General features: G+C 59.7%; 19 protein-coding genes, 2 pseudogenes and 1 riboswitch. Of the genes and pseudogenes, 11 read left to right on the top strand and 10 right to left on the bottom strand.

What is annotated here, in order from left to right:
* Positions 1–831: 831 nt before the first annotated feature.
* Both AC0L3B_RS11785 and AC0L3B_RS11780 read right to left on the bottom strand, forming a co-directional pair.
* Positions 832–2,232: an aspartate ammonia-lyase gene (locus tag AC0L3B_RS11785; protein ID WP_204513319.1), complete on the bottom strand. Its 1,401-nt coding sequence runs from the start codon at positions 2,230–2,232 to the stop codon at positions 832–834.
* Positions 2,233–2,332: 100 nt separating this feature from the next.
* Complete coding sequence (locus tag AC0L3B_RS11780; RefSeq protein ID WP_204513320.1) at positions 2,333–3,388, bottom strand: LysR family transcriptional regulator; 1,056 nt, start codon at positions 3,386–3,388, stop codon at positions 2,333–2,335.
* 85 nt (positions 3,389–3,473) lie between these two features.
* On the opposite strand from AC0L3B_RS11780, the gene AC0L3B_RS11775 reads away from it, so the two are divergent.
* Positions 3,474–3,698 (top strand): hypothetical protein, encoded by a 225-nt coding sequence (locus AC0L3B_RS11775; RefSeq protein ID WP_143273817.1) that lies wholly within the window; start codon positions 3,474–3,476, stop codon positions 3,696–3,698.
* A 1,258-nt stretch (positions 3,699–4,956) separates the two neighbouring features.
* On the opposite strand, the gene AC0L3B_RS11770 is transcribed toward AC0L3B_RS11775, so the two are convergent.
* The 3 genes and pseudogenes from AC0L3B_RS11770 to AC0L3B_RS11760 form a co-directional block, all read right to left on the bottom strand.
* Positions 4,957–6,162, bottom strand: a complete 1,206-nt coding sequence (locus AC0L3B_RS11770; protein WP_007605568.1) for an MFS transporter — start codon at positions 6,160–6,162, stop codon at positions 4,957–4,959.
* 879 nt (positions 6,163–7,041) lie between these two features.
* Positions 7,042–7,351 (bottom strand): annotated as a pseudogene (locus tag AC0L3B_RS11765) (transposase); the annotation flags it as partial.
* A 1,189-nt stretch (positions 7,352–8,540) separates the two neighbouring features.
* Positions 8,541–8,747, bottom strand: coding sequence for a cold-shock protein (locus tag AC0L3B_RS11760; RefSeq protein ID WP_204513325.1), 207 nt, complete (start codon positions 8,745–8,747; stop codon positions 8,541–8,543).
* Positions 8,748–9,155: 408 nt separating this feature from the next.
* Here AC0L3B_RS11760 and AC0L3B_RS11755 point away from each other — a divergent pair, with 408 nt between their 5' ends.
* Complete coding sequence (locus tag AC0L3B_RS11755; protein WP_007605576.1) at positions 9,156–9,461, top strand: hypothetical protein; 306 nt, start codon at positions 9,156–9,158, stop codon at positions 9,459–9,461.
* A gap of 614 nt (positions 9,462–10,075) precedes the next feature.
* Here AC0L3B_RS11755 and AC0L3B_RS11750 read toward each other — a convergent pair.
* The 3 genes and pseudogenes from AC0L3B_RS11750 to AC0L3B_RS11740 all read right to left on the bottom strand — a co-directional run bounded on the left by AC0L3B_RS11750 (position 10,076) and on the right by AC0L3B_RS11740 (position 13,284).
* A pseudogene (locus AC0L3B_RS11750) lies at positions 10,076–11,280 on the bottom strand (IS91 family transposase).
* A gap of 22 nt (positions 11,281–11,302) precedes the next feature.
* Positions 11,303–12,166, bottom strand: coding sequence for a tyrosine-type recombinase/integrase (locus AC0L3B_RS11745; protein WP_204513326.1), 864 nt, complete (start codon positions 12,164–12,166; stop codon positions 11,303–11,305).
* A 428-nt stretch (positions 12,167–12,594) separates the two neighbouring features.
* Positions 12,595–13,284 carry an IclR family transcriptional regulator gene (locus tag AC0L3B_RS11740; protein ID WP_085383736.1) on the bottom strand — a complete coding sequence of 230 codons (690 nt, stop codon included), beginning with the start codon at positions 13,282–13,284 and terminating at the stop codon, positions 12,595–12,597.
* Positions 13,285–13,447: 163 nt separating this feature from the next.
* Here AC0L3B_RS11740 and AC0L3B_RS11735 point away from each other — a divergent pair, with 163 nt between their 5' ends.
* The 6 genes from AC0L3B_RS11735 to AC0L3B_RS11710 all read left to right on the top strand — a co-directional run bounded on the left by AC0L3B_RS11735 (position 13,448) and on the right by AC0L3B_RS11710 (position 19,445).
* Positions 13,448–14,239, top strand: coding sequence for an ABC transporter ATP-binding protein (locus tag AC0L3B_RS11735; RefSeq protein ID WP_007605580.1), 792 nt, complete (start codon positions 13,448–13,450; stop codon positions 14,237–14,239).
* On the top strand, positions 14,223–14,996 hold the full coding sequence (locus AC0L3B_RS11730) for an ABC transporter permease (RefSeq protein ID WP_007605581.1): 774 nt from the start codon (positions 14,223–14,225) through the stop codon (positions 14,994–14,996). Before AC0L3B_RS11735 ends, AC0L3B_RS11730 begins: the two co-directional genes overlap by 17 nt.
* The gene (locus AC0L3B_RS11725; RefSeq protein WP_231189483.1) at positions 14,929–16,050 is read left to right on the top strand and encodes an ABC transporter substrate-binding protein; all 1,122 of its coding nucleotides are present in this window, start codon (positions 14,929–14,931) and stop codon (positions 16,048–16,050) included. Before AC0L3B_RS11730 ends, AC0L3B_RS11725 begins: the two co-directional genes overlap by 68 nt.
* Positions 16,051–16,100: 50 nt before the next feature.
* Positions 16,101–17,366 (top strand): CaiB/BaiF CoA transferase family protein, encoded by a 1,266-nt coding sequence (locus AC0L3B_RS11720; RefSeq protein ID WP_085383734.1) that lies wholly within the window; start codon positions 16,101–16,103, stop codon positions 17,364–17,366.
* A 55-nt stretch (positions 17,367–17,421) separates the two neighbouring features.
* Positions 17,422–18,249, top strand: coding sequence for a citryl-CoA lyase (locus AC0L3B_RS11715; protein ID WP_007605586.1), 828 nt, complete (start codon positions 17,422–17,424; stop codon positions 18,247–18,249).
* A 167-nt stretch (positions 18,250–18,416) separates the two neighbouring features.
* Positions 18,417–19,445 (top strand): SMP-30/gluconolactonase/LRE family protein, encoded by a 1,029-nt coding sequence (locus tag AC0L3B_RS11710; protein ID WP_473380412.1) that lies wholly within the window; start codon positions 18,417–18,419, stop codon positions 19,443–19,445.
* Positions 19,446–19,674: 229 nt separating this feature from the next.
* Here AC0L3B_RS11710 and AC0L3B_RS11705 read toward each other — a convergent pair whose 3' ends face one another.
* Both AC0L3B_RS11705 and AC0L3B_RS11700 read right to left on the bottom strand, forming a co-directional pair.
* Positions 19,675–19,950: a GNAT family N-acetyltransferase gene (locus AC0L3B_RS11705; RefSeq protein ID WP_473380491.1), complete on the bottom strand. Its 276-nt coding sequence runs from the start codon at positions 19,948–19,950 to the stop codon at positions 19,675–19,677.
* The gene (locus AC0L3B_RS11700) at positions 19,951–20,211 is read right to left on the bottom strand and encodes a hypothetical protein (RefSeq protein WP_231189480.1); all 261 of its coding nucleotides are present in this window, start codon (positions 20,209–20,211) and stop codon (positions 19,951–19,953) included.
* A 546-nt stretch (positions 20,212–20,757) separates the two neighbouring features.
* Here AC0L3B_RS11700 and AC0L3B_RS11695 point away from each other — a divergent pair.
* From AC0L3B_RS11695 to metE, 3 genes are all read left to right on the top strand, one after another.
* Entirely contained in the window at positions 20,758–21,972 is a 1,215-nt protein-coding gene (locus tag AC0L3B_RS11695) for an EAL domain-containing response regulator (protein ID WP_085383733.1), read from the top strand.
* Between the two features lie 576 nt (positions 21,973–22,548).
* A complete protein-coding gene (locus AC0L3B_RS11690; RefSeq protein ID WP_007600001.1) occupies positions 22,549–22,752 on the top strand; it encodes a 4Fe-4S binding protein in 204 nt (67 codons plus the stop codon).
* 795 nt (positions 22,753–23,547) lie between these two features.
* Positions 23,548–23,747, top strand: a riboswitch (cobalamin riboswitch).
* Between the two features lie 99 nt (positions 23,748–23,846).
* The gene (gene metE, locus AC0L3B_RS11685; RefSeq protein WP_085383731.1) at positions 23,847–26,162 is read left to right on the top strand and encodes a 5-methyltetrahydropteroyltriglutamate--homocysteine S-methyltransferase; all 2,316 of its coding nucleotides are present in this window, start codon (positions 23,847–23,849) and stop codon (positions 26,160–26,162) included.
* Positions 26,163–26,231: the final 69 nt, after the last annotated feature.

Here is a 26,231-nt window from a genome sequence, read left to right as displayed (position 1 = left end):
ACACCAGTAACATGCGGCGTTTCCGAATTGGTGAATGGAAATGCGAACCCCTTTGCGCTTTGCCACTCTATGGCAAGCAGCTAAATGCAATGGCGCCAATACAAAAGGTGATGCTAACTTTTGCTACAAACCAGGTAAACACTGGCACGGTCATCGACAAGGCCTACAGCCAGAGCATCTTGATTGATCTTACCTTATACTCAAACCGAATGTCGCATACGACATAAACAACGGCTGGGAGTGGGGAAACTTCAGCTGGGCCCAGTCGAGACGACGGATGAGATTCTGACGCGCGCAGCTGCCTCTCGGCATCGGATGGATTTCGCGTGCCTCAGTGCCGTCTTGAGTACGGCAGCGAACGAAAAAATGTTGGGCCCGTGTTCGAACCTGCGGGACTCGATCACGCATCGTGAATGTACCATCAGGTGAATCAGGCCGTAACCAGCTATCGGAGAACTTGCACATCTTGATCGGGCTACCGGCGGAACAGGATGTGAAGATTGGCGGAGGCCGGGACGGCCCCACGCGAATGGTTAGAATACGTTATCGACAATGTCTTACGTGTTTGCTGACTTTGCCGATCACTGCCCCTGGCGCTTCGGCCAGGCGCGTCCGTATAAGCACGACTTGAAGAGAGGCCGGAGCACTGACCTATGAACAAGCGGCCTCTCGATCGCGGCGCATCGTCTCATCCGCCGCATCGGGTTGGAGACAGGGCGATGGCGAGTTGGCTGTGGCATGACCTTCGTAGGTTGATCCTCTGGCCTTGTGCATCGACTCGCGGCATGCTCGTGAGCCCTTCGCGTACAAGGGCAAGTGCAGAATCGCGGCTCATGCGGCATTCTCGCGATAACGGGTGCTCTCGTGCAGCATCTGCAAAACCGCGCTACGGTTCAGAAGCCCGCGGTCGATCGCGATTTCGATGAACGGCCGCGTTTGCTCAGCGGCTGTAAGCACAAGTGTCGATACCTGTTCATAACCAAGGCGCGGTACGAACACGGTCGCAAGAGCCGAAGATTGCATCAAATTGCTGAGCGACCGTTCCCGGTCTGCCCGGATCCCCGAGATGCATTGGTCGGCAAATATTCTGGCCGATCGCGTCAAAAGCTCGATCGAATCGAACAGGCGCGAGGCGATGACTGGCTCGAAGTGATTGATTTCGAGTTGGCCGCTCAACGCTGAGAGAGATACTGCGGCGTCGTTGCCCACGATAGCGAACGCAACTTGCTGGATCATCATTGGTAGGACTGGATTGAGTTTACCTGGCATGATCGAAGAACCGGGCTGGAGAGCGGGCAACCGCAATTCGCCAAGCCCCGTATTTGGCCCAGAGGAAAGGATGATCAGGTCAGAGGCGATTTTCGCCATTACCTCTGCTGCGATGCGGATTTCCGACGACACGCGTGCGAAGGCGTCGGCGTTCTGCATGGCATCGAACATGTCGTCGCCTGGGCGTACCGCGTGGCCCAAGATTGCCGCAAGATGTCCATAGACGGCACGGCGATAGCCCGGCACTGCTCCGAGCCCGGTGCCAATCGCAGTGCCTCCGAGGGGAAGCACCATCAATTCCTGGCGCGCTACGGACAGCTTCAAGGAGAGCCGCTTGATCGCCGATGCGTAACCGCCGAACGCCTGACCGAGCGTCATCGGCTGGGCGGCCTGCATGCATGTGCGGCCGACGCGCAATACGTCAGCGAATACAATGGCCCGCTCCGAAAGAGCGGCCGCCACCTGTTCCAGCGCACCCACCAGATCGCCGGACTTTTCGTGCGCCGCCAACTTGAGCGCCGAGGGCAGCACGTCGTTCGTCGACTGGCAAAGGTTCACGTGATCATTTGGGTGGATCACGTCGTACCGGCCGGGCTTTTCACCGACAATTTGCAGGGCCCGGTTCGCCAGAACCTCGTTCATGTTCATGTTGATCGATGTGCCGCCGGAGCCTTCGAGCAAATCGATGATAAACTGCCCATCGTGTTTACCAGCAATGACCTCGTCCGCAGCCGCGATTAGTGCTCCTGCTACTTTGGCGTCGAGGGCTCCGAGCTCACGGTTCGCCGCCGCGGCGGCGCGCTTGATGCGCGCTAGTGCCCGAAGAAGTGCCGGCTGATCACCGAGCTTCTGGAGTGAGATGTCGAAATTCTCGCTCCCACGTAGGGAGGCCAATCCGTACAGGGCGCGCAGCGGCAGCTCGCGCGTTCCTAGACTGTCTATTTCGGTGCGAGTCGCTGACATCTCTGATCCCGGGTTCCGGACGCTACGCAAACAACTTTCTCCGAACACGGGCGAGAGTTAAAGCTAAAATCGGAGATGTTATGGAGGCTAATAAGTATGATTAATTAGGGTTATGTGTTCGTCGAGAGTCTCCGGGTGGGCCACCCGCAACGCACCGGCAGGCGGCGTCCTCGTGAGCGAGCGGATCCAACACGATGCTGCCGACGGAACGAGCCATCCAAGGAATTTGAGCCGCGATCTGGGGCAAGGTCCAGTTCCGCAGGAGCACACGAGCATCATCCGCTATTCGCGCAGCCAACGTGTCTAATCCGCCTTGCTTAGTCACCAACGCGATCGTGCGCGAGAGGCCGGTCGCCGGCAATGGCATGACTTCGAGCGCCGGCCGATGGACGGCAGCCTGCAATATGCACAGGGGTGTTGTAATCGCCACGCCCATGCCATTGGCGACCATCGAGAGTAGCGAGTCCGACGTGTCGAACGACATCGTCTGCGGATGCTCTATCCTTAGACGCCGGAGATGACGTTCAATTTGCGTTCCCATGTGCGAACGCGCGGTGTAGCGGATAAGTCGGTGCTCGAGTAGTAGGTCGTCCAGTGGACGATCGCGAAGAGTATCCGCCCAAGCAATCGGTGCTACCAGGAGGAATGGCTCGCGCAATAGGGGTAAGTGGGTAACTTCGTCAACGCCCTCCATTGGATCCGATGTGACAGCTGCATCGATCTCGTTGCGCATCAATGCCTCTGCGTGCGCGGGTACCAGCCCCGAATACGCGCTCACGCGAAGCGCGATTGAACCCGCCATGAGGCTGCGGACCAACAGTGGTCCCACTGTGGACGCGAACGTGTCGATCATCCCGAGCCGAAGGTCCTCGCGTTCGGGACGCGCTGCGGCGGCCCGCATTTCCTCGACAGCTCGTCCGACGCGCAGGGTTATCTCGCGCATGTGGGTGAGCAGAGCTTGCCCCGCCTCCGTGGGCTCAAGGGGACGACGATCGCGACGGACGAGGGACGCGCCAATATGCGCCTCCGCGCGCTTCATCGCTTGTGAAACGGCCGATTGAGTGATGCCAAGTCTGAGGCCGGCCGCGCTCATGCTGCCCTCTTCGATGACGACGGCCGCGACTTCCAGTACACGCAAATCAGGCAAACTAAACATAGGAAGCCTACGCTAATGGATTTTTATCGGGTGAGCCACTAGTCCGTTTTCTCAGTTGCGGCGAGTCAATCTACTCGACAGGTTGGTGCACCGGAAACTCGCGCTTACTGCGCAAACAGCCGATTCCAAAGCCGCAGCGGTGGAACTGTTCGACGACACTTCATTTATCCACATTTCCAACCGCTCCAATTTCGGCGCAGAGTTCGATCCGGTGTGTCTGGAGAGTCCGCGCCAGATGACAACATTTCCGGGTGGCGGATCGGCGGCCCTGGCCAGGTCGCCACCCAATAGTGCAAGTTCGGTCAAGTAGAATGCGGGGGCTCCAAGGCGACCTCGTCGAATGCCGACGTCCTTGATGAGTTCATCGAGCAATACGATCTCGGTGTCTGTGAAGGCGATCTTCGGTGATGCGTCCGGGCCGTACGATTGAGCATGATGAGCCAGAGGACGCGCCAGCTGAGAGGGCAGACGACCGCCATCAAACTAGCGAGCCGCTCCGCGGTCCGCAGTTTTGAGTCCTCCGCACTGCAGCCCGATTTTAGGAGCTTCTGGAACAGCTCGATTTTCGTGCACGCACCTATTGGATCATGGACGTAGCCGCGCCTTCTCTCTTATCAACGATGAGTGCGCCGCCTTTGTGCATGAGGTCAGAAGTTGACGCGATGGCCGCCGCGCATGAGCTCCCTCTTGAGCCTGTGGTTTTGGCCGACGCGGGCATCGATGTGTAGGTGCCTGCGAGTTCGCGGATATGGGTATCCGCAGACACGTCCGACCACCGGCCGATGATCCAATGCGACGGCCATCCCGAAACGAGTGAAGCGACCTGCCACAATGCGCTCAAGAGCGTAATCTTGATCTAGAGGCCGCGCCGATCTTGAGTCTCGTCTTCGGCACCATCATGCGAGTTCATTGACAGTAAGCCCAGTTCTAGACCATGGCTTTGAGATCCCAGTGGGTCTAAGGACGCAATTGATCGAGTCGCTGGTTGGAATGCCATTGTGATGCTGGTGAGCGCTCAATCAGGAAAGCACGCAAGTAGACGTCATCAGCTTGCTCATTTCGCGCAGGAAGGCGATGATGGCTCAGCTGCTCGGCAGCGCCTCGGAAGAGCCAGCAAAGAGCGCCTTCGGTTGAGCGCGATAGGACCGATCATCGAGAAGCGCGTCACACGCCAGCGTGAGGACGCTCACGGGATGAAGAAGGCGAGCTTGCCCGTCTGTCCGGTAGCGTCAATTATGATGCTAGAATGCGGGGTAATCTCAGGACAGAGACATTGTTGTGGAAAGAATGCAAAAGTGTCCCGCAGTGCGGTAGACCGCTCGACCGAATGCTCCTCGCAATGCCGCAACGGCGCAATCCCCCGAGATGTTCGCGTACATAGCCAAAAACTTCGATGCCGAGTTCCTCAACGAGTTCTCGGGCAAGGCCTGGCGTGGTGTTTCACCCCCTTCGGCCGGTCCGCCGGGCTGCACGAACATTTTGGTCCAACGCTCGCGCACCAGCGGAAGGTTCGTGCGACATTCGTGGTAGGGCACGCGGCGATCCGCGCCGTGCGCACGGCTGCGGCGTTATCCATCAAGCAACGCCCCCTTTTTTAGGTCACCCTCTGGGGCCGCTTGCGGGAGAACTATCAGCAGAGGGATGATGATGACCATACCAGCTGCCAGCATCACTCCTGATGGGCCGGCTACAGTCAACACCTGGGCGCCAAGGACGGCTCCGAAGCCGATGGCCGAATTGATGACCGCCGAGTGCATCGCGGCAGCAGTCATCACTGTCGAACCGGCGGCGCGCAGGATCCAGGTCTGGAGTCCCGCGAACAGCGCCGCGACGGCCGCGCCCCAGATGACCAGCAAGACAAGGACCCGGCCTGTCCCCAACTGGGGACCAAACCATCCAAGGCCAACGAGCGCCAGACACAGAGCAAGCAGCCCCGCAGTGATGATGGGCTTCATGAAGCGGTCGATGAGGACGCCCGCCAGGATGTTCCCCAGGAATCCTGCTCCGCCAAAGCCGAACAACAGCGCGCCAATCATGACTTGGGCAACATTTGGAATCTCGTTGAGGAATGGTTCTATAAATGTGTACGCCCCGAAATGCGCCGCCGCCATGAATGTCGTTACGGCATAGATCCCCAACAGGTCATGCCTGCGGCAGACTGATCCAAGCTCTCTCCATCCCGCTGGCGTCCCGGCCTGCATTTTCGGAAGAACTGCCACCATCAGGGCTGAGGTGATCAGTCCGATGGCGCCAATTAATCTGAACGCTGCACGCCATCCGCTCACCTGACCGACGAAGTTCGCGAGCGGCACGCCAACAACGGTCGCCATCGAGATCCCGCCGAATACGATTGCCGTCGCAACACCCATACTGCGGGACGGCGCAATCTTAGACGCAACCACAGCCGCCATGGCCCAATAGAAACCGTGAACGACAGCGCCCACCGTGCGTGCCAGCAACAACCCTTCGAAAGTGTGAGACATCGTCGCCGCAAACGTTGTTGCGGAAAGGATAAGAGTCAAGGCGATGAGTAGCGGCTTGCGAGGAAACTTCTGAAGCAGAACGGGTGACAACAGACCGCTGGCAGCACCGATCCAGGCATAGAGGGCCACCGTGAGCCCGACCGCTGCCTGATCTCGTCCGAGGTCGCGAGCAATCTGAGACAACAGCCCGATAGGTGCTATCTCTGCCAAGACGATGTGAAACGAGGCGATGCCTAGCACGATGACGGCGAGCCAGATGCGGAGCGAAGATTCTGTGCCGTCACTCGTCATTATTAAACATCACTGTACGAAGGATCCGCCCGTTTGATTTGTCGATGATCAGCCGCTGCTTGTACGCATTTTTCATCCATGGACGTGGCGCCGCATGGCACGGGCGTCTCTCCGGATGTTAATCGACCTGCATCGGTGGTATCCGATCGTTACGGTTGCATGGGTCGTTCTCTCCATCAACTGCGAGAGTTGATAGTTGACACACGACAAACGGCACTCGGTGTCCTCGACTGGCGTCCTGAGTGGGACTGTCGTTCCGGCCGGGGTCGTGAAAGAGGGCCTGACCTTACTCGAAGAGCTGCGTCGCTCGCCACCAGGCGCTGCGCTTCGCCAACCCCGCCAAACGAACGGTGCAATAGCATCGTGATGCCTTTCGTGCGTTCGGACGGCCTGCAGATTGCCGAGCTGCCAACACCGAGGAGGAGGTCTCACTCACGATGTCCCGGCACTGCTTCGGCAGCTTTAGCAGGGCGCTCGCGGATCATGATCTCCGGGAAGCCGCGATTGCCTCGCCTGCGTACGCGCGCGCTGGGTGTCAATCGGCCCTTTAATTGCGGTTTGTTGTCAAACTTACATTTCTGAACTCGCCCACGGCACGGTGGTAGTGCTCGCGCCGTCGGAGCTGGTCCGGATTGCGGAGACGGCGCGGGCCGGCTGATACGTGCATTGGATCGCCGGGGCTGGTTGAGGTCTTCGCTGGGATCATGGTCCTTTCCAAGTCGCGCAGCGCCTCATGATGATGTCGGGGTCGGGCGCCTCAACGTTTGCAGCGGAGTGCGGACGAGCCGCCACCGCCTGATTGACCGAGGCCGCCACAACACCGTCCCAGCGAGACATCGCCAGTCCGGCAGACCGGACCAGGAACTCTACAAGATCGGATCAGGCTTCCTTCCCCTGGCCCCAGTCGAACGATGTGCCGTAGACCCAGATACAGTGAAGAAGGATGGCGAGTTTGCGCGCGATGGCGACCTTTGCCTTTCGCATGCCAATCCGCTTAGCGAGCTTCATGCCCCAAGCCCTAAGAGAGGACCATTTCTTCGTTCGATGAAGCAGGACGATCGCCGCCTCGTACAGGCAGGTTGGGAGAAGACGGTCGCCCCATCGTGATATCTTGCCCAGTTTCGCCAGAGTGGTTGCGTCGAGGCGTAAGACCCAGATAGGCGCCGACGCTTGGTGCCGATCGGAAGCGCGATGTTTCAAGGTGCCGTCGCATGCGCTGGTTCATTAGGAGGACGGATCGAGCTTTAGCATTGATGCTAGCAGCCGCTCCGGCTTTGAATCCTCAAGTGGGCTTCAACGCGCGATGCCAACGGGCCGTATGTTGGTCCGTGCGAAGCCCGAATGATGGACGGAAGCGTTCCGCGGTTAAATAAATTAGACTACGAGGGGCGCGGATCGGTGGTGGACGCCCGAAATGTCCCGGCTCAGCAAAATCCCCTTGGAATTCCGATAGGTGAGTTCGGCATTGCCTTCGCGCATCTCAAAATTCGATTTTCAGTTCTAGCCGGTTCGCTGCCAAGAGGATTGCCAACCTCCACGACGAGAGGCTCTAGGGCGGAGAGCGATCCCATAATGGCGTGGCGACTGGACGAGCACTCACCAAAGATGGCCCCGCCCAATTAAGGTAAATTCAATCCAGCCCTGCCCCGACACTTATTGATGTGAAGGTAAACGATCATCGCCGCTGCGTATCATTTCTCGGCGAGATCATCCAGCACTTGAAGGGCGACTACGCGGTTTCAGCTTCAGCGTACGCGCCAGGCGTGTGGCTGAGCAAAGAACGCGGCGACCGCATGCACAACCGCGGCCGCAGGTGCGGCGTCGTGATCCCCGAAGGCTCCTGATGGAGGGCGTTGAGGAGCCTGCCCACAATCTACGAATTGCCTGCTTGTGAGCCCTCGAGGCTGGCGACCTTGACCGGATCCAACGTCCGGCGAAGGGAGCTCGCGCAGCAATAGCCTTATGTCGTAGCCCTCTCGAACCGCTCGAGAGTCCTTGCTTAGCTTTCCCATCCCTTCGTTGGTCCACACTGTTGAACTCGCGCCGCAGCATGGTATCGGGTTTGATCAGCGCCGGCGCCACCACCTCCAGTCCAGGATGATCGGCGAGGATGACCTTCCGACCAATAAGCCGCTCGCGAGCGCCTTCAAATCGCGCTATGACGAGCGGGCGGACTGACTGTTACCCGTCTACCAAACGGGACAAAGAGGCGTTGCGCTAGCGAGCATCGCTAGCTACGTTCTCTTGTATTCGGACCCGCGAAACGTCGAAAATTGGCGAGAAATGAAACGACCCCAGTGCTTAAAGCGGCTGGGGTCGTTCCGAGGTAAGCGCCAGACTTGGGAGGGGGGCTGAGGCCAGACGCCTACGACATGAAATCAGACACGCAGATCTTCCGCACTGCTTTTACCGCGCCTCGGGTCGACTTTAAGCTCGTAAGAGACTGCCTGCCCTTCCCGCAGGTCAGAGACGCCAGCGCGCTCCAGGGCGCTTATGTGTACAAAAATGTCTTGGCCGCCCCCATCCGGCTGAATGAAGCCGAAACCCTTCGTCGCGTTAAACCATTTCACAACACCCCTCGCCACTCCCATCTCCTATTTGAGCAATACTGTAGGGTAGTTCTGGTCGGACCATTCGGGCGATTCGCGCATTGACGCACAATCTCCGCTGCTTCGGCGTCAGCGTAGTTCGCTTGAGGAGTTCGAGTATGGCGAGCCTGGGCGATCATGCTTTCATGCCAGAGACCAGGCACAGCCGACGGGTTTGACCCAGGTCGCATCTTTCTGATCTTCCATCCTGTTGCGTCACTTGGGTGACGAAGGTTACGTGGGAAGTTCTCCTAGCAGGGAAGCCGCGAATTTCATCGGCCCAGATGGCTCATCGGCCACTATTTTGAGGACAAGCAGCGGCCTCGCAACTACCAAAAGGGGTAGCTGGACGAGCGTACCGCACCAAATTAGCATGCTCCCATGACTGTTCGGAGAACATGGAAGATGAACTGGAAGAACGAACTGGAGGCGCTGGTTCAACAATCCGCGGCACTCGTAGAACGCGCACGGAGCGTAGCGCCTATTCCAAAGCTGGTAGCACCCATCGCGCCAATCGCAAAAGCTTCCCCGCCCGATTCTGCCCGGCGGTTGAGCTGGAACACCTCCGAGCGAGAGCACATCAGCAAACGAGTTGCGAATTTCAGGGCGCATCAAGAGCGCGTGCGCCGCGAGCGCGACGAATATTTTTCCCGCACGATGCAACGGACACGAGATCTCGCGAGAGGCCACGGCTCCGACGAACAGATGTAGGCGGTCGGACAGTCGCGCAACTTTGCTAACAATCCGCCAAATCGCGCCAGAAGAGTCGACTGCGGCCGACCACCGGCTGGGAACGGCGAGTAGCCGTGAGAGTCGTACGAGGCTCCAAAAGACGCCCGTCACAGCCCATCTGAGGATTGCCGCGCGCTGAGGATTGCCGCGTCGTGTCCTCACGCCATAGGTTGCTCTCGTACTGGATGCGCTGGGGGCAACCACGCGATCGTTGTAGTGGCGCCGCCGACGCCCACACGAATCTGGCGCATGGATTTTGCACCGCCGAGGAAGGCGTGGGTGTTGACCCTGCCCCTCGGGCTTAATCCAGTTTGACGTTCGTTCTGGCCGAAGACGAGGACCAGAGCATGCAGCACGTTCGAGATCGGAAGGCCCGATCTGCTGGCTCGGCGCGTGAGGCAGAGACACGAGATGTGCGCGTCGGGGAAGAGTTGAGATCAGACGCGCTTCACTGGAGATCGCGATAGGCATTTTGCTGCATCGGACCGTTGTTGTCGCGGAGTGTGAAAGCACGGAGTCGACATCGTCCGCGATGATCGAGACGCCGGGAGCGAAATGACGAATGATGATCGTCGTGCACGGCATGACTTGGCTCACGATGTGTCGCATCGGAACGGTGATGTTCGAGGGCTGGAGCATCTGAAGCTGTGTCGAAAGCGCTCAATGATGCGCATCACGCCACCACAATCGGGCCAGGCAGGAACTTCGGCCCAGGTTTGAGCTTCCAAATCCACAGGCGGCGGCTCGCTGTCGTTTGGGGCTGTCTCATGATCGAGAAGTTCGCGGCAAAAGGCGAGCTTGGCAGCGCGATGGCGTTTGGCCATGAAGCCGAAGTGGCGGATGCGATGGAAACCGTCGGGCAGCGTATGAAGCAGGAAGCGGCGAATGAACTCGTCGGGCTTGAGCTTCATAATCTTTGTCGCGCCGTCCTGGCGGTAATCCTTCCATGTGAAGGCAACATGATCGTTGTCGGGTGCGACGAGCCGGCTGTTGGCGATCGCGACGCGATGGGTATAGCGGCCGAGATAGGCCAGCACCTGTGCGGGTCCGCCGAAGGGCCGCTTGGCGCAAGCGACCCAGTTGACGCGCTGCATGGCTTTGATGCGACCAGCGAAAGCGTCGAGTTCGGCAAGAGAAGCAAGATCGCCGAAGAAGCGCAAGGCGCCGGCGTTGAAGACCCCGATCAGGCGTTTGAGAAAAAGCCAGCGAAAGAGCCGGGACAGCGGTTTGACGGCCAGGAAGAAGTTCGGTCGGCTGGCGATCCAGCGTGTTCCATCAGGTGACGGGCCGCCGCCCGGCACGACACAGTGAATGTGGGGATGATGCGTTAGCGCTTGTCCACAGGTGTGCAGGACCGCGACGCCGCCGATCTCCGCGCCGAGCCGGCGCGGATTGGCAGCAAGCGTCGGTCATCGCCTCGGCGGCGGCCTTAAACAGGATGGCATAGACGACCGCCTTGTTTTGGAAAGCAATCGCGGCGATCGGTGCAGGAAGCGTAAAGACGACGTGGAAGTAGGGAACCGGCAGCAGGTCGGCTTCTCGCGCGGCACGGCACGCGGCTCGGGCTGGCCCCTGACACTTCGGACAATGCCGATTCCGGCAGGAATTATAGGCGATCCGCGTCATGCCGCAGTCATTGCAGGCCTCGACATGGCCGCCGAGCGCCTTGGTTCATCACCCGCCGCTCGACGCGACCGAGATGACCGGCATGGTCACGACGATAGGCGTCGCCATGCCGGCGCAAGATATCGGCAATCTCGATGGCGGGTCGGTGCGGGCGGACGTCGGGGCGGGTCATAAGCCGGATCCCGGAGCCGTTGTCATGCCGGTGGCGTCACCTCCAGCGACACGCGGTCGAGCGGGCTCTGCGTCGCCCGGATCGTATGGGTGGCGACCTGCGTGTAGCGCGCCGTCGACGACGGTTTATTGTGCCCGAGCAGTACCTGGATGATCCGGATGTCGATTCCGTTCTCCAGAAGATGTGTCGCGAAGCTGTGGCGCAGCGTGTGCAGCGTGACGCGCTTGGTCAGGCCCGCAGCCTTGACCGCCGAGCGGCAGGCGGCATGCAACACGGTCGGATCAATCGGGTGACCTTCGTCACGCCCAGGGAACAGATAAAGCCGCGGCCGGGCGAGCCGCCAGTAGGTGCGCAGGATGCCGAGCAGTTGGGACGACAGCATCACGTTGCGATCCTTCGCGCCTTTGCCGTGGCGCACCTGGATGACACCGCGGGTGCTGTCGATGTCTTCGATCCGCAGTCCCGCGACCTCGGAGGCCCTGGGGCCGGCCGCATAGGCGGTGGTGAGCGCGGCGCGGCTCTTCAGGCTCGACACCGCCTCGAGGAACTGCACCACTTCGTCGGCGCTGAGAACGACCGGCAGCTTGCGGGGCTCTCGCGCATAGGGAATGCGCTCGGGGATGAGCGCCTCGCCGAGCGTGACGCCGTAGAAAAACCGTAGCGCACAGACGATGATCTGGTTCAGCGCCGGCCATGAGATGTCGGTCGAGACCAGATGCACCTGGAAGGCCCGGACGTCTTCCAGCTCCAACCGCTCAGGCGATCGGCCGAAATAGCGGCTGAACTTCGAAACCGCGCTGATGTAGGATCGCTGCGTCGCCGGCGACAGATTGCGGACTGTCATATCCTCGATCATGCGGCGGCGAAGAGGGCTCAAATCGGCCATCTCAATACCCTGTCTGAGGGGGGCTCCAACACCCACATCCTCTCCGCCAGGAGGCGATCTACGCCACCTCGCCACGCACGCTGAGACAGCGGCTTCGTTCAATCCCAAATCGATTCGGTCTAACCCCATCCGGCTTTAGGCCGCACAATCCGCGAAACGTCCTAACCGCGCTTGCATCGATGTCGGCGCGCCGCAGCTTGGCCGTCAGGCCATGACGGCTCCAGAACACGCGCACCAGCACACATCACACGAGCAGCGTAATAGCCTTGAAGAAGCCTCCCTCCTGATGTCCGTGTAGGGATGGGTGGCGTCGAGATCGAGGATGATCTGCAGGCCTCAACAATGCGAGAAATGCGCGCTACGCTCAGGAGAGGCCATTGCGGCACCCGCTGAGCTGTGCGTTATAAACAGAACGCTGCCATTGTAGCTCAGCGCTCAGTTGCAGGCAGCAAACCAATCAGCGCTTTAGCCTCGGACTTCAGCACTTCAACGGCAGATTTCCGAGCATCTGCATCAAAGCGAGTGCGAATGGCGGAGACTGAGAGCGCGCCCCGCAATTTGCCATAGACATCGATGACGGGCACCGCTGCGGCCGCAACCTCAGGATCACGCTCGCCGATCGAGACGTAGAAGCCACGATCTCTGATCTTCTTTCCACCAGCTAATGCAAAATCGCGGTAAGCGGTAAGAACGCGGCCCGCAGCGCCACGATCAATCGGCAATCGTTGTCCTTCTTCGAGGTGATGCCGGACGGAACGCGGAGAATTAACGCGATAAAGGCAAATGCGCTCGTCGCCCTCCGCGATGTAGAAGGATGCGGTCTCTCCGGTTGCTTCGACCAGACGATGGAGCGAGGGTCTGATCAGGTCACCGAGGTCCAGCCCACGCTGATAGAGCGCCCCAAGGCGCCATAGCTCCGGTCCGGGTCGAAATAGGCGGTCGGTCCCCCGCACCAGGAATCCGTCCGCTTCCAGGGATGCGGCAAGGCGAAGGACCGTGCTCTTGTAGAAGTCCGTCGCCTCGGCAATCTCGGTCAGCGTCATAGCTGCGCGCTCAGGACCGAAGGCCTTGAGGATCGCCAGGGCGCGCCCGACCGCATCAACCCCTGTCTTTGCCATTGATACAGCCTCGTGTTCTGTTCTGCAGAACAGATATCCAGAATGGATAGAAAGTCCAGTGTCCCATGCTCATCTGCGTTCTGTGTTGCAGAATGCAATTGACTCCGGATAGAGCAAAAGTTACCTGTTTTGAGGCTTAGAACAGGTTCTGCGGAGCGAAACAATGGAAGGGCAGCCGGCACTTGCCGTCGACCTGCGCGACGTAATGATTCGCTTCGGCGACTTCACCGCCGTGAAAAGCATGAACCTCCAGGTCGGCGAAACCGAATTCGTTGCAGTGGTCGGGCCGACCGGCTGCGGAAAATCGACCATTCTCAATACTGTCACCGGACTGCTGAAGCCGGCCGCCGGCGAGGTTCGCATTTTCGGCAAATCGCTTAGGGGCCTGAACGGTCAGTCCGGCTACATGCTGCAACAGGAAGGGCTGCTGCCCTGGAAAACAGCCCAGGACAATGTCGGCCTCGGGCTGGTGTTTCAGGGAAGCTCGATCGCGAAAGCGCGCGAGCAGGCGCGGCCCTGGCTCGCCAAGGTTGGCTTGAAAGGGTTCGAGGAGCGCTATCCGCACCAATTGTCCGGCGGCCAGCGCAAGCGGGTCGCCATGACGCAGACCCTGATCATGGAGCCGAAGATCGTCCTGATGGATGAGCCTTTCTCCGCGCTGGACGTTCACACGCGCCGCCTCATGCATCGCATCCTGCTCGAGCTATGGCAGGCGGACCGGCGCTCACTCGTTTTCATCACCCATGACCTCGATGAGGCGATCACGCTGGCGGACCGCGTCGTTGTGATGTCTGCCGGTCCCGCGAGCCGCATGGTTGGCGATGTCAGGATCACGCTGCCTCGTCCCCGCGACGTCTCGGCGCTACAGACCACCGACGAGTTCGTCGCGCTTTACCGTGAAATCTGGTCGCTGCTCGGCGCCGAAGTGGAGAAAAGCTATGCCACGCAGGGGTAAGGTCGCTCTCACGCAGTTCGCCATCGTGCTTGGGCTGATCCTGATCTGGGAATTGGGCGTGCGGGCCGGGTTGATCGACCCGTTCTTCTTTCCGGCCCCGTCGACACTCATCGCAAGGATCGGAGAGTGGATGTCAACGGCCGACTTCTGGACCGATGTCAGCATAACACTGCTGGAGACGGTCCTGTCTTTCCTGGCTGGTATCGGGATCGGCACGGCGCTTGGTATCTGGTTGGGCTTAAGCCCGTTTGCGGCCGAGGTCGTTCAGCCCTTCATCAAGATGTTCAATGCGATCCCGCGCATCTTGCTGGGGCCCATTTTTGTCATCTGGTTCGGATTGGGCCTCACCTCCAAGGTCGCGCTGGGCGTGACGCTGGTTCTCTTCGTCGCTTTTTTCAACACCTTTCAGGGCGTTCGCGAGGTCAATCCGGTCGTGCTCGCGAATGCGCGCCTGCTACGTGCATCGAAGTCCTCCCTGCTGCGCCATGTCTACCTGCCGTCCGCCACCACGTGGATCCTGTCGAGTCTGCGGGTATCTGTCGGCATGGCCGTGATGGGAGCGGTGGTCGCCGAATATCTCGGTTCGTCCGCAGGATTGGGGCACCTGATTGCGCAGGCCGAGGGCGTCCTTGATGCCGCCGGTGTCTTCGCAGGGATCATCGTCCTCTCCGCTTTCGTCATCGCGCTCGATGCCATCGTCGACCGGGTGGAAAAGCGGCTGCTGGTCTGGCGGCCGGCACCTGCCCACGAAGTTTGATCGTAGCGCTCCCATTCTCACGGAGGTTCCCATGCACGCTTTTCCGAGACTGATGGTGGTTATCGCGGCAGCTGTATTGCCGCTCATTTCAGCGCATGCCGCCGAGCCGGAGAAGACAAAATTGAAGATCGCAGTGGGATCACAGATCCTCAACTATATGCCTCTCGAGCTTGGTGTGAAGCTCGGTTCGTTTAAGGACCAGGGCCTTGAGGTGAGCGTCGAAAACTTCCAGGCCGGTGGTTCGAAGGCTTTGCAGGCGCTGGTCGGCGGTTCGGTGGACGGGACAGTCGGCTTTTACGATCACACCATTCAGATGCAGGCGCAGGGCAAACAGATTTCCTGCGTGTTCCTGCTCAATGACATTCCCGGCGTGTTGCTCGGTGTCCGCAGCGGCCTCGCTGACAAGGTCAAGTCCGGTGCCGACCTGAAGGGCCTCAAGCTCGGGATCACGGCGCCGGGGTCATCGACCGACACCATGGCGCGCTACTACATCAAGAAATCTGGGTTGGGTCCGCGCGACGTGAACATTATCGCGGTCGGCAGCGGGGCACCCGGCATGGTGGCGCTCGAGGCCAGGAATATCGACGCGCTCGTCTATTTCGACCCGATTGCGACCCTTCTCGCGCGCAAAAAGAGTGCGACGCCGCTGTTCGACGCGCGCACACTCGAAGGCTCAAAACAGGCCTTTGGCGGAATCTATCCGACCGCCTGTCTCTACCTGCAGCAGACCTTCATCGACAAAAATCCAGAAACGGTCCAGCGCCTCGTCAACGCCTTGCTCAAAACCCACCGCTGGATCAACACGGCGTCGACGGAACAACTCGTCGACGCGATGCCTCCTGCATACAAGACCGACAATCGCGAGGTGAACATCGAGATCATGAACGCGTCGAAAGCGCTGTTCTCGCCAACCGGTCAGATGGACATCGACGCGGCCAAGGTCCCGCTCGCTGTCCTAGGCGACTTTGATCCGAAGATCGCAGCCGCAAAGATCGACCTCATCAAGACCTTCACGAATCGATTCGCGGAACGTGCTGCGCAGCAACTGAAATAAGTTGCGTACTAAGCGCTCGCTATCGGATCACCTACAAGAAGGCTCTTCAGATGTCTCTGCCGCTAACCGGTATACGCGTTCTCGACCTGTCAAACGTGTTGGCGGGTCCGTTCTGTGGTTACCATCTTGCGCGCCTTGGCGCGGAGGTCATTAAGGTGGAAAATCCGAACGGCGGCGACCTGGCGCGGCGCCTCGGCGCGGATCCGCAAAGAGCGGAGCGCCTGCAGGGACTCTCGTTTGTCGCCGTGAACGCCGGCAAGCAATCGATTGCACTGGACCTGAAATCGGAAGCGGGCCGCGAGGTGTTCTTGCGACTGGTCAAGGAAGCCGACGTGGTGCTCGAAAACTTCCGGCCGAAGGTGATGGAACGCCTTGGCCTCGGCTTTGATGTGCTTGTCGGGCTGAACCCGCGTCTGGTCTACTGCGCGATCTCCGGCTTTGGGCAGAGCGGACCGTGGTCCGCCCGTCCGGCCTATGACCAGATCGTCCAGGGTCTTTCCGGAGCGATGAGCGTCACCGGCGATATAACCTCGGCTCCCCTGCGCACGGGCTTTCCGATCTCGGACACGATTGCGGGACTGACTGCTGCGTTTGCCATCGCCGCGGCTCTGGTCGACCAGCGGCATAGGCAACGGGGTCGGTTCATCGACGTGTCCCTGCTCGAGGCCACCGTTGCGGCGATGGGATGGGTCGTCTCCAACCACCTGAACGCCGGGGTCGAGCCGCAGCCCATCGGCAACGAGAACTTTACCGCGGCTCCCTCCGGCACGTTTCGCACCGCGACGGGCCCGCTGAACATTTCCGCCAACGAGCAGAAGCAGTACCAAGCCCTATGCGACCTGATCGACCGACCGGACCTGAAGGCGGATCCACGCTTTGCTGGACGCGAGATGCGCAAGGTCAACCGCGCTGCGCTGAGCGCGGAGTTGAACAAGGCATTGAGTTGCAAGCCCGCTGAGGAATGGGAGGCCCAAATGAATCTGGCTGGTGTCCCTGCCGGCCGTGTGCTGACGGTCTCGCAAGTGTTGCAGCAGCCACAGGTCCTTGAGCGCGGATTCGTCGAGACTTTGGCGCCAGAACAAGACGGTGCGCAGCCGTTACGAATCACGCGGCCGGGGTTCCGGCTGGATGAGGAGTTTTCGGTGCCTTCACCACCTGCGACGCTCGGAGCAGACACTGAGCGATGGCTGCAGCGGCTCGGCTATTCGTATGCGGAGGTTGAGCAACTGGTCTCAAGCCGAGCCGTCGGGACGCCAAAGCAAGGAGAGGCTGATTTCCTGCCCGTCCGCGTAGCCACGGACGGACCGATATCATGACATCGGACGGCTTGCGTCGGTTGGCAATCGGCAGGTTGAAAGGACGGAACTGGAAATGAGCGAAGAAGAACTGAGACAGCAAGCGGCCAGTTGGTGGCGAACCTCCATTTGCGATATCGCGCCAGGTCGCATCGCCTATCGGGGTTATCCAATTGAAGATTTGATAGGCCGCGTTTCCTTTCCCGCCATGATCTGGCTGATGTTGCGTGGCAATCTGCCGACGCCAGCACAGGAGCAGCTGCTGCAAGCTGCGCTGGTTGGATCCGTTGACCACGGTCCGCACGCGCCCTCCATTGCAATTGCCCAAATGGCGGTGAGCTGCGGCCTGCCCCTGAATGGCGCAATGGCCTCGGCAATCAACACGCTCGATGACGTGCATGGCGGAGCAGGGGAGCAGGCTATCGAACTCTACGAGGATGTGCTGCGACGGCGCCAAGGGCGAGAGATCGAGCAGGCCGCTGGCGCTGCAATCGACCATTTCACCGCAACCCGCAGCAAATATCTGCCGGGCTTCGGCCACCGGTTTCATCCAGTCGACCCGCGCGCGGCCCCGCTATTGGCGCTGGTGGATGCCGCAGCTGACGAGGGCAGTGTCGGCGGCGATTATGCCAAGGCCGCTCGCGCGATCGAGCGGGTGATGCAACAGCGCAAGAGCATGCTCATTCCGATGAACATCGATGGCGCGACGGCGGTCATTTACGGCGAACTGGGCTTCGCCTCTCCGCTCGCGCGGGGGATCTTCTGCTTGTCGCGCGCGGTCGGAATCCTGGCTCACGCCTGGGAGCAAACTGGGCGCAACGATCGCAACAAGGGCCCAATGCCCAAGCAGTTCGGCTACAAATACGAGGGCCAGCCGCGTCGCAGGCTGGAAGGCGCATCATAAGCATCTCGAAAACCCGCCCAAGCTGATGGAGACCAGCGTGTTCTCGTCGATGCCGGCGGAGTTTCGTCGCCCGGGTGTTTCTTCGGAATGGGCAGACGCGAACCGCGGGGCATATCCAGTAGATTGTTTCATCGAGGGACCGTCGTTCGACCAGTCCGGGAATCTCTATGTCGTCGAGATCCCCTTCGGCCGCATTTCCGGATTTCACCGGAGGGCGTCTGGTCTTTGATCATCGAATACGACGGCTGGCCGAACGTCTGAAGGTTGCTCCGGACGGCCGGGTGCTCGTGTCCGACTATATCAACGGTCTCCTGGAGCTCGATCGACAGAGAGGGACCATCCGGCCGTTGCTGGGCCACCGCAATTCCGAGTCCTTCAGAGGCTGCAACGACCTGCATATCGCGACCAAACGCGACATCTATTTCACCGATCAGGGCCAGACTGGATTGCACGATCGTACCGGCCGGGCATTTCGACTGTGCCCTGACGGCCGGATCGACTGCTTGATTTCTAATGGCCCGGGCCCGAATGGCCTGGTGCTCAGTCCGGACGAGACCGTAATGTACGTTGCAATGACGCGCGACAATTGCATCTGGCGCGTACCGCTGATGCGTGATGGCGTGGGGAAAGTCGGACGATTCAGCTGGTTCTTCGCGACGAGCGGTCCTGACGGACTGACGGTCGATCAAAAAGGGAGGCTCTTTGTCGCGCATGATTCCCTCGGCCACGTCTTCGGTGGGGCCAAACGGCGAAAGCGGTCCGCTTGCATCCAGTCCTGCGCAGGGTGGAAGCTGCACGAATGTCGTATTGGACGCGGCACTCGGCGCATTGCTCATTACGGAATCTTCTACCGGATCAGTGTGATGGCTGATCTCGCTCACCTTCCTCGAAATTCGCCAGCAGGAGTGGCAAGGTGGTGCGGAATCTTTTCACGCGCCGGTCCGCCGCACCAAGCTGCAGGAATGAGTGTGGTAGACGACTGGCTAGCCAGTCGCCGAGAGAATGTAATTGGTGACGAATGGATGGCGTTTGTGTGCGGTGATCTCAAACCAGAGCCGGTAATCGCACTGCATGGGAAGCACAAAAGAAGGATTCGTAATGCTGGGTCGGGCTCCGCCCGGAACGGGCCGCCGCCGACCTGTCGCCTTTTGGTCGGGCGGGTCGCGGTATCGCTTCCCACAACGCAGAATGATTGATCGCCGATATTTTCGAACGTTCTCGCCAAGAAGGCCGAAGAGGTAACCGCTCGCGGTGGGAGTCAGCACCGCATCAGCGTCAAGGTTCTCGATCATGCTTGGCCGCGACGCACGCGTGAAGCGTTCGTTTTGAGAAGGAACAAGCCCAGGATTTACTGCTTGAAGGACTTTACCGATAGCACGCTAGCCCAGAGCGCTTCAAGTGTGTGGCGCAGAGGTCGTACTACTGTCAGAGCCTCTTGCGCGCGCGCAATCCTCCAACCCGATATCCCCTCTCCTCGTAGAAGTGGCGTACCCGTTCTAGGGCCGGATAACCATCCGGAGGCAACGCAACCTCAATCATCTGCCAGCCGCGTCGCTTCGCCTCCGAATCTACCGCCTCGAGCAGATGCCGACCGCAGTCAGAGCTCCGGAAGTCACGAGAAATCCATAGCTCCTGAAGCACGCCGTACGCTCCGGATGCTCTCACGGCCTGTACGGCCGAGATGCTAGCTACCCCTACAATCTACCCGGTGCCTTGTTCCTCAACGACAAAAATGAAGCCCTGTTCGGGATCCTGAATCAGGCGCAACGCCGCCTGCTTCGCGCCTTGAAGGCTGAACTCCGGTCCGGGGCCACCTAACTCGGAAAGTAGCTCTTCGACCGCTTTTGCAACCGCGTTCTCATCTCCTGGCACGCTCTTGCGCAAAGCCGTGCCCGCGCTGGACGTGCCTTGCCCTTCAGCGCCAACACGAACACCTGACTTAGCCCTCTGGAGGAAATTCATGCTCAGGAGGATACAGAAAACGCAATTGAGAGCAACTATCTGGCTCGGTAGGAAGCAGCACGTCCACACTCGCTATAGGCAACAGAGCTGAGGTAATTGCAAGCCATTGCCGTTCTCAGAATCGACTGCGGCTTGAGCAGCTGCGAACTCATGATGGGCTGCCTTCGATTGGAAAACAATCACCAAACGGCACACGCCGGTCATGTCGATCAAACGTTCGTAAGAGTGATTGCCGATCGTCGCTCACGAACTACTCTATTCAATAAATCGTGCGCCACGATGATCGCAGCGCCATAGAGCGTCAGCTCGGTCCGTCCGAAGGAGAGATTCCCACCTCGCGTACGACATCGTACAAAGTTGCGCGAAGCGCGACAGGTATCATACGCGTGCGCCCGACAAAATCGTCTGAGCAAGATCGCGAAAGATTTTGCACACTAATGCACTATCTTAAGCTTATCTCGAACAATCGAAAGATATCGGGAAGCACAGCTTGTTTGGACCTTCGCTCCTCGTTTAAGGCACCGTCACGGAACGGGAGTGGTTGCGATGGAACATGGGCAGGCCGAACTGGTCGGACGGAAACCTGTAATCTTCGGGCAACGTAAGGTGCGGCCGCGGGCATGCCTGGCCGTCGGCAAGCGGCATCTGCGCGCCTTTCTACGGGATGTGCTGGAGGATATGGGATTTGTTATCAGCGAATGCAGGACTGCTGACGAGTTGCCGCATGTACTCCGCACGGAGTTCCCTGATCTGATCCTGCTCGGCATTGGCTCGGACCGCATCGAGCCTGGACGATTGCTCGAGATACTGGTGCGCGAAGAATTTGCAGGCCGAGTGCTGGCGTTCGGAGCGCGCGAGTCGATCATCATGGCGGCAGTGCAGCAGGTCGGCAGTGAATATGGACTTGCTATGCTGCCGCCGCTCCGGGCGCCGTTTGCAGCCGAGACGTTGCGCGATCGGATCGGCATGCTCTTGCCAAGAGAGCCGGCGCCCCGTCCCGCGGTCCATGTCGGAGAAGCCTTACACGCTGGCTGGCTTGAGCTCTGGTATGAGCCGAAGTTTGACGCGTGTACCCTTAGCCGCCGCGGCGCCGAGGCGCATGTGCGAATGCGGCACCCGACCTGGGGCGTTGTTCCACCGGCCTATTTCATCACGGAACCTCACGATCCGCATTTTAGGAACTTGTCGCAGTTCGTGATCGACCGCGCGATCAAGGATTGGCAGTATCTTCTGGAGCAGCAAACTTCGATCGATCTCTCCATCAATCTTCCGGCAGCATTCCTGATTGACCCGCAGGCGGTACGCGATCTCTGTCGGCGCATGCCGTCGCACGCCGCTTTCGGCGGTTTGACGATTGAAATCGAGAGCGTGGAAGCGATCCAGAACCTAGATCTCCTGGTCGAGGTTGCGCGTGAGGTTCGCTTTCACAACATTGGCCTTGCAATCGACAATGTCGGTGCCAATTGGCCGCAGCTGATGGGGATGACAAAATTCCCGTTCCTGAAATTGAAAGTGGATCGTCAGTTCGTCGGCGGCTGCGCGAATGGGCCCCTCAAGCGAACGGTGTGCCGCCATATCGTCGATCTAGCCAAAGAGTACAATGTGCGCACCGTCGCCGAAGGTGTGGAGAGCCAGGCTGACCTAATCGCTGTGGCCGAACTCGGCTTCGACCTTGCGCAGGGCCATCTGTTCGGAAAAGCCATGCCACTGAAGCAATTTGCACAGTCATCTTTCAACCCTGCTGCAGCTCGTCTAAAATAGTTGCGAGTGGCTGAGTGCGGCCAAGCGACGCTCACGAGCACCGCCATGCCTACTCGGCACCAGGCATGAGGCTGAGTGCAATTCGGTCTGCAAGGCCAGTGTCGCTCGTCCCGCCGCCACTTCATTTCCCTCCGAAGCTTGTTATACCACAAGCCCGTTTTGGCAAGCCTCCAGCGAGTCCTCCGCGCAGCTCGCGTTACAGCCATGAGCGAGGCTTGCACAAACCTCCAGTCGGGGTGTGTGACCGGAGGTTTGCCGAGATCCAACGTAGACCTGCGTCCGTTGGCGGTTTTTGCCGCCGCCGGTTGAGGAAGCGTCAGCCTCGCTTGCCCCCGCGCTGACGTGCCAAACAAACCGACGGACGCTTCCAGCGTCAAGTCGCGACTGACTCTCGCAAGAGGGCCCGAGGGCTCGTAGCCTGAAATTGAAGCGACCTGTTGCTGTCGCAGATGCAACATGGTCTCAGACCCGGGACAGCCGAATTGGGCAAATTGCCCAACATTGAGCGCGTCTGCGTTTGGCACGGCATTTGAAAGGGATCGCCCATGACATCGCTCGCCTAAGGAGTCGGAAGGCATGGCTTACAAGATCGTCGCTTCGCAATGCACCGTTTGTGGCGCATGTGAGTTCGAGTGTCCCAACGCGGCGATCAGTCTGAAGCGCGACATTTACGTTATCGATGCCAAAAAATGTACGGAGTGCGAGGGCCATTGCGACACGCCGCAATGCGCGGTGGTCTGTCCGGTCCCTGACACCTGTGTCCCGTCCAAGACAGGATAGGCAGCCCGCGACCAAAAGGCCTCATCGCTCGATTTCGCGAACGAAGTTGTAGATGTGGGACCTTGAGGAGACCACGACCGCATGGGGCGCATCGGGGTCGATTAACATCGTTATGAGCTTAAGACGCTGAGCGACTCCGAGGACCCCCTCAAAGGGCTCTGTCGGAGGACACCGTCGAATTTGTCACGAACAAGGACAAGGCCCTCGATGCTCAGTGGCAGCGTTAAGGCCTATCGTCGCTGGCCGCGAGTCGAGGCGAGGCAGACCGGCGTCGAGCGGCCACGGACGCATCGAAGCCGGCGCAAAAGTCGCTCAGCACGTGAACACCTAGTGCACCGAGAAGATCATCTTGGCCAACCTCACGGAGGCGGACGACCTCGTGCCTGGTCGCGGGCCCGCCGAACACCAAGGAGCCGACCTGATCATCCGTGCGGTCCTGGAGCAGTCCGGCTTTCGAAATGTCTAGGGAGCCTCGTGGGCTGTGACCGAAACGGATGCCGGCCGAGGATGATCGCACCTTCCTGACGCGCAGGTTCGAAAAGCTGCTGACGGAAAAGGCCGCCTCCTCGCGATCACACAGATACCGAAAGCGGCCGGGGTTCGTTCCGGTCGTGGAGCTCAACCGTTACACGAGCAGGGTGTTGAAAGCGAATGCATTTCACAAGCGGAGCCTCCACAGATGCCGGCGTGTTCACCAGGCCGCGAGCAAGACCGTCGTACCCGCCTAGTGCGCTCGTAATCGCTTGGGCAATATCGCAGCGAGAATCGGTAGGTTGACGCATCGGTCCTCGTGCGCATAATTCAAGCCGTCGCGGTCTCCGGATGTCGTTTCATCCGGAGCTAAGAGGGAAGCCGGTGCAATGCCGGCGCTGCCCCCGCAACTGTAAGCGGCGAGCCGCTGTCCAACGAAGTCACTGAAGCCATGCGGCTTCGGGAAGGCCGGACAGCAGCGACGACCCGTGAGCCAGGAGACCTGCCTCGACAAGATATCGTCCACGGGCGGGGCGTCCCGGTGTGCGCCAAGCAGTTGTCGCTCACGCGATGTTCGCTGTCTGCGTCCGCCATGGCCTTTGCCCCAACATGGGGTCTAAGCTATGTCAATCCTTTCGCTTCCCGTTGCCACACTGGGGACGTCACGCATCGGCCCACGACGCGAACTCAAATTCGCGCTCGAGAGCTACTGGGCGGGAAATTCCAGCGAAGCCGAGCTCCTCGAGGCGGGGAGTGGACTTCGTGCCGCTAATTGGGCACGGCAGAAATCCCGCGGTGCGACCGTCATTCCTTCGAATGACTTCTCGCTCTACGACCATGTGCTCGATACCAGCCTAATGGTCGGCGCCATTCCCGACGTTTACGGCTGGAACGAAGGTCCTGTGTCGCTCAAAACCTACTTCACCATGGCGCGTGGCGCTCAGGACGGTGGTCACGCCCAGCATGGGCCCGGCGTAGCCGCACAGGAGATGACGAAGTGGTTCGATACGAACTACCACTACATGGTGCCGGAATTTCACCAGGATCAGATCTTTACGTATGCCTCTCGGAAGCCGATCGAGGAATATGAGGAGGCAAGAAGCCTCGGCTATCAGACGCGGCCCGTCCTAGTGGGCCCAGTCACTTTCCTGAAGCTCGGCAAAAGCGTAAATCCCGCATTCAATCCGCTGTCGCTGCTTGATCGCCTCCTCCCCGTCTATGTCGATGTTCTCCGCGAACTAGCCTCGCGCGGCGCTGAATGGGTCCAGCTCGACGAGCCATGCCTAGTGATGGACGTCGACGAAGCATCTCGGGCGGCTGTCCGCCGGGCCTATGCTCATTTCGCTAAGGCCGTGCCGGCCCTTAAAATCATGCTGGCCACATACTTCGGGGCTGTCGGCGACAATCTTGAAACAGTCTTGGCCTTGCCCGTTGCCGGGCTTCATGTCGACCTGGTTCGTGCACCTGACCAGTTGGACGCGATTGTCGCCAGAGCCCGTAGAGATCTCGTGGTCTCGCTCGGTGTCGTTGATGGTCGCAACGTGTGGCGTTCTAATCTGCCGGCGCTACTCGACCAACTTGCTCCCATGGTCAAAAAACTGGGCAGGGACCGTGTTCAGATTGCCCCCTCCTGCTCGCTGCTTCATGTTCCGACCGACATTGAGCTAGAGATCGATCTCGATCCCAATCTGAAGACGTGGTTGGCGTTCTCAGTGCAGAAGATCAAGGAACTTTCGATACTGGGCAAAGCGCTGGCTGGCTATGCTGCCGACGTGGCCGATGAACTCACGCTCTCAGAGGATGCATCCGTCACTCGCGAAACATCGCCGAAGATCCACAGTGCGAACGTCGCCGGACGAATGGCCGCGATCGACGATAGCATGCGTCGCCGTCGCAGTGCGTTCACCCAGCGCGCCGACGTCCAGCGCGTCGCCTTCGCATTGCCAATGTTTCCAACCACAACCATCGGATCCTTCCCGCAAACGGCGGACGTCCGCAATGCGCGTGCAGCTCATGCGCGGGGAGCGCTGAATGACACGCAGTACGAGCAGCTTCTGAAAGCGGAGACAGCCCATACCGTGCATTGGCAGGAAGATATCGGCCTGGACGTGCTCGTACACGGCGAGTTCGAGCGCAATGACATGGTTCAATACTTTGGCGAGCAGCTGTTGGGTTTCGCATTCACCAAGCACGGCTGGGTTCAGTCTTATGGCTCGCGGTGCGTTCGTCCTCCTATCCTGTTTGGAGATGTCTCCCGCCCGAAGCCCATGACCGTTAAATGGTGGCGACATGCGCAGTCTCTGACCAAAAAACCCGTCAAGGCTATGCTGACCGGACCGGTGACGATCCTGAACTGGTCGTTTGTCCGTGACGACATCCCGCGGAGCGAGACATGCCGACAGATCGCTCTCGCGATCCGAGACGAGGTCATCGACCTTGAGGCAGCTGGAGCGACCATGATCCAGATCGACGAGGCTGCGTTGCGGGAGGGATTGCCGCTGCGCAAATCGCAGTGGAAGGACTATCTCGATTGGGCAGTGGACAGTTTCCGCGTTTGCTCCTCCGCTGTCGCTGACGGAACTCAGATCCATACGCACATGTGCTATTCCGAGTTCAACGAAATCATCGATGCGATCGCAGCAATGGATGCCGACGTCATTTCAATCGAGGCGTCGCGCTCCAAAATGGAATTGCTCGACGCTTTCAAGAGCTACAAATATCCTAGTGAAATTGGGCCGGGCGTCTATGACATTCATTCACCGCGCATTCCCGCAGCAGCCGAGATCAAGCAGCTGATTGTGTTGGCGCGGCAGCGGGTTTCCGATCGGCAGCTCTGGATCAATCCCGACTGCGGACTGAAAACGCGAAGATGGGAGGAGGTGCGTCCCGCGCTCGTCAATATGGTGGCCGCCGCACGCGAGTTGCGGGCCGAGGCATGATCGTACGGAGCGTGTCGCCAACGTATCTGTGAATAAGATGAACGCGCTTTGGGAGCTCGCGATATCCTT

The sequence above is a fragment of the Bradyrhizobium sp. Kon56 genome (assembly GCF_055807635.1).
This window is presented reverse-complemented; position numbering and strand designations above follow the sequence as displayed.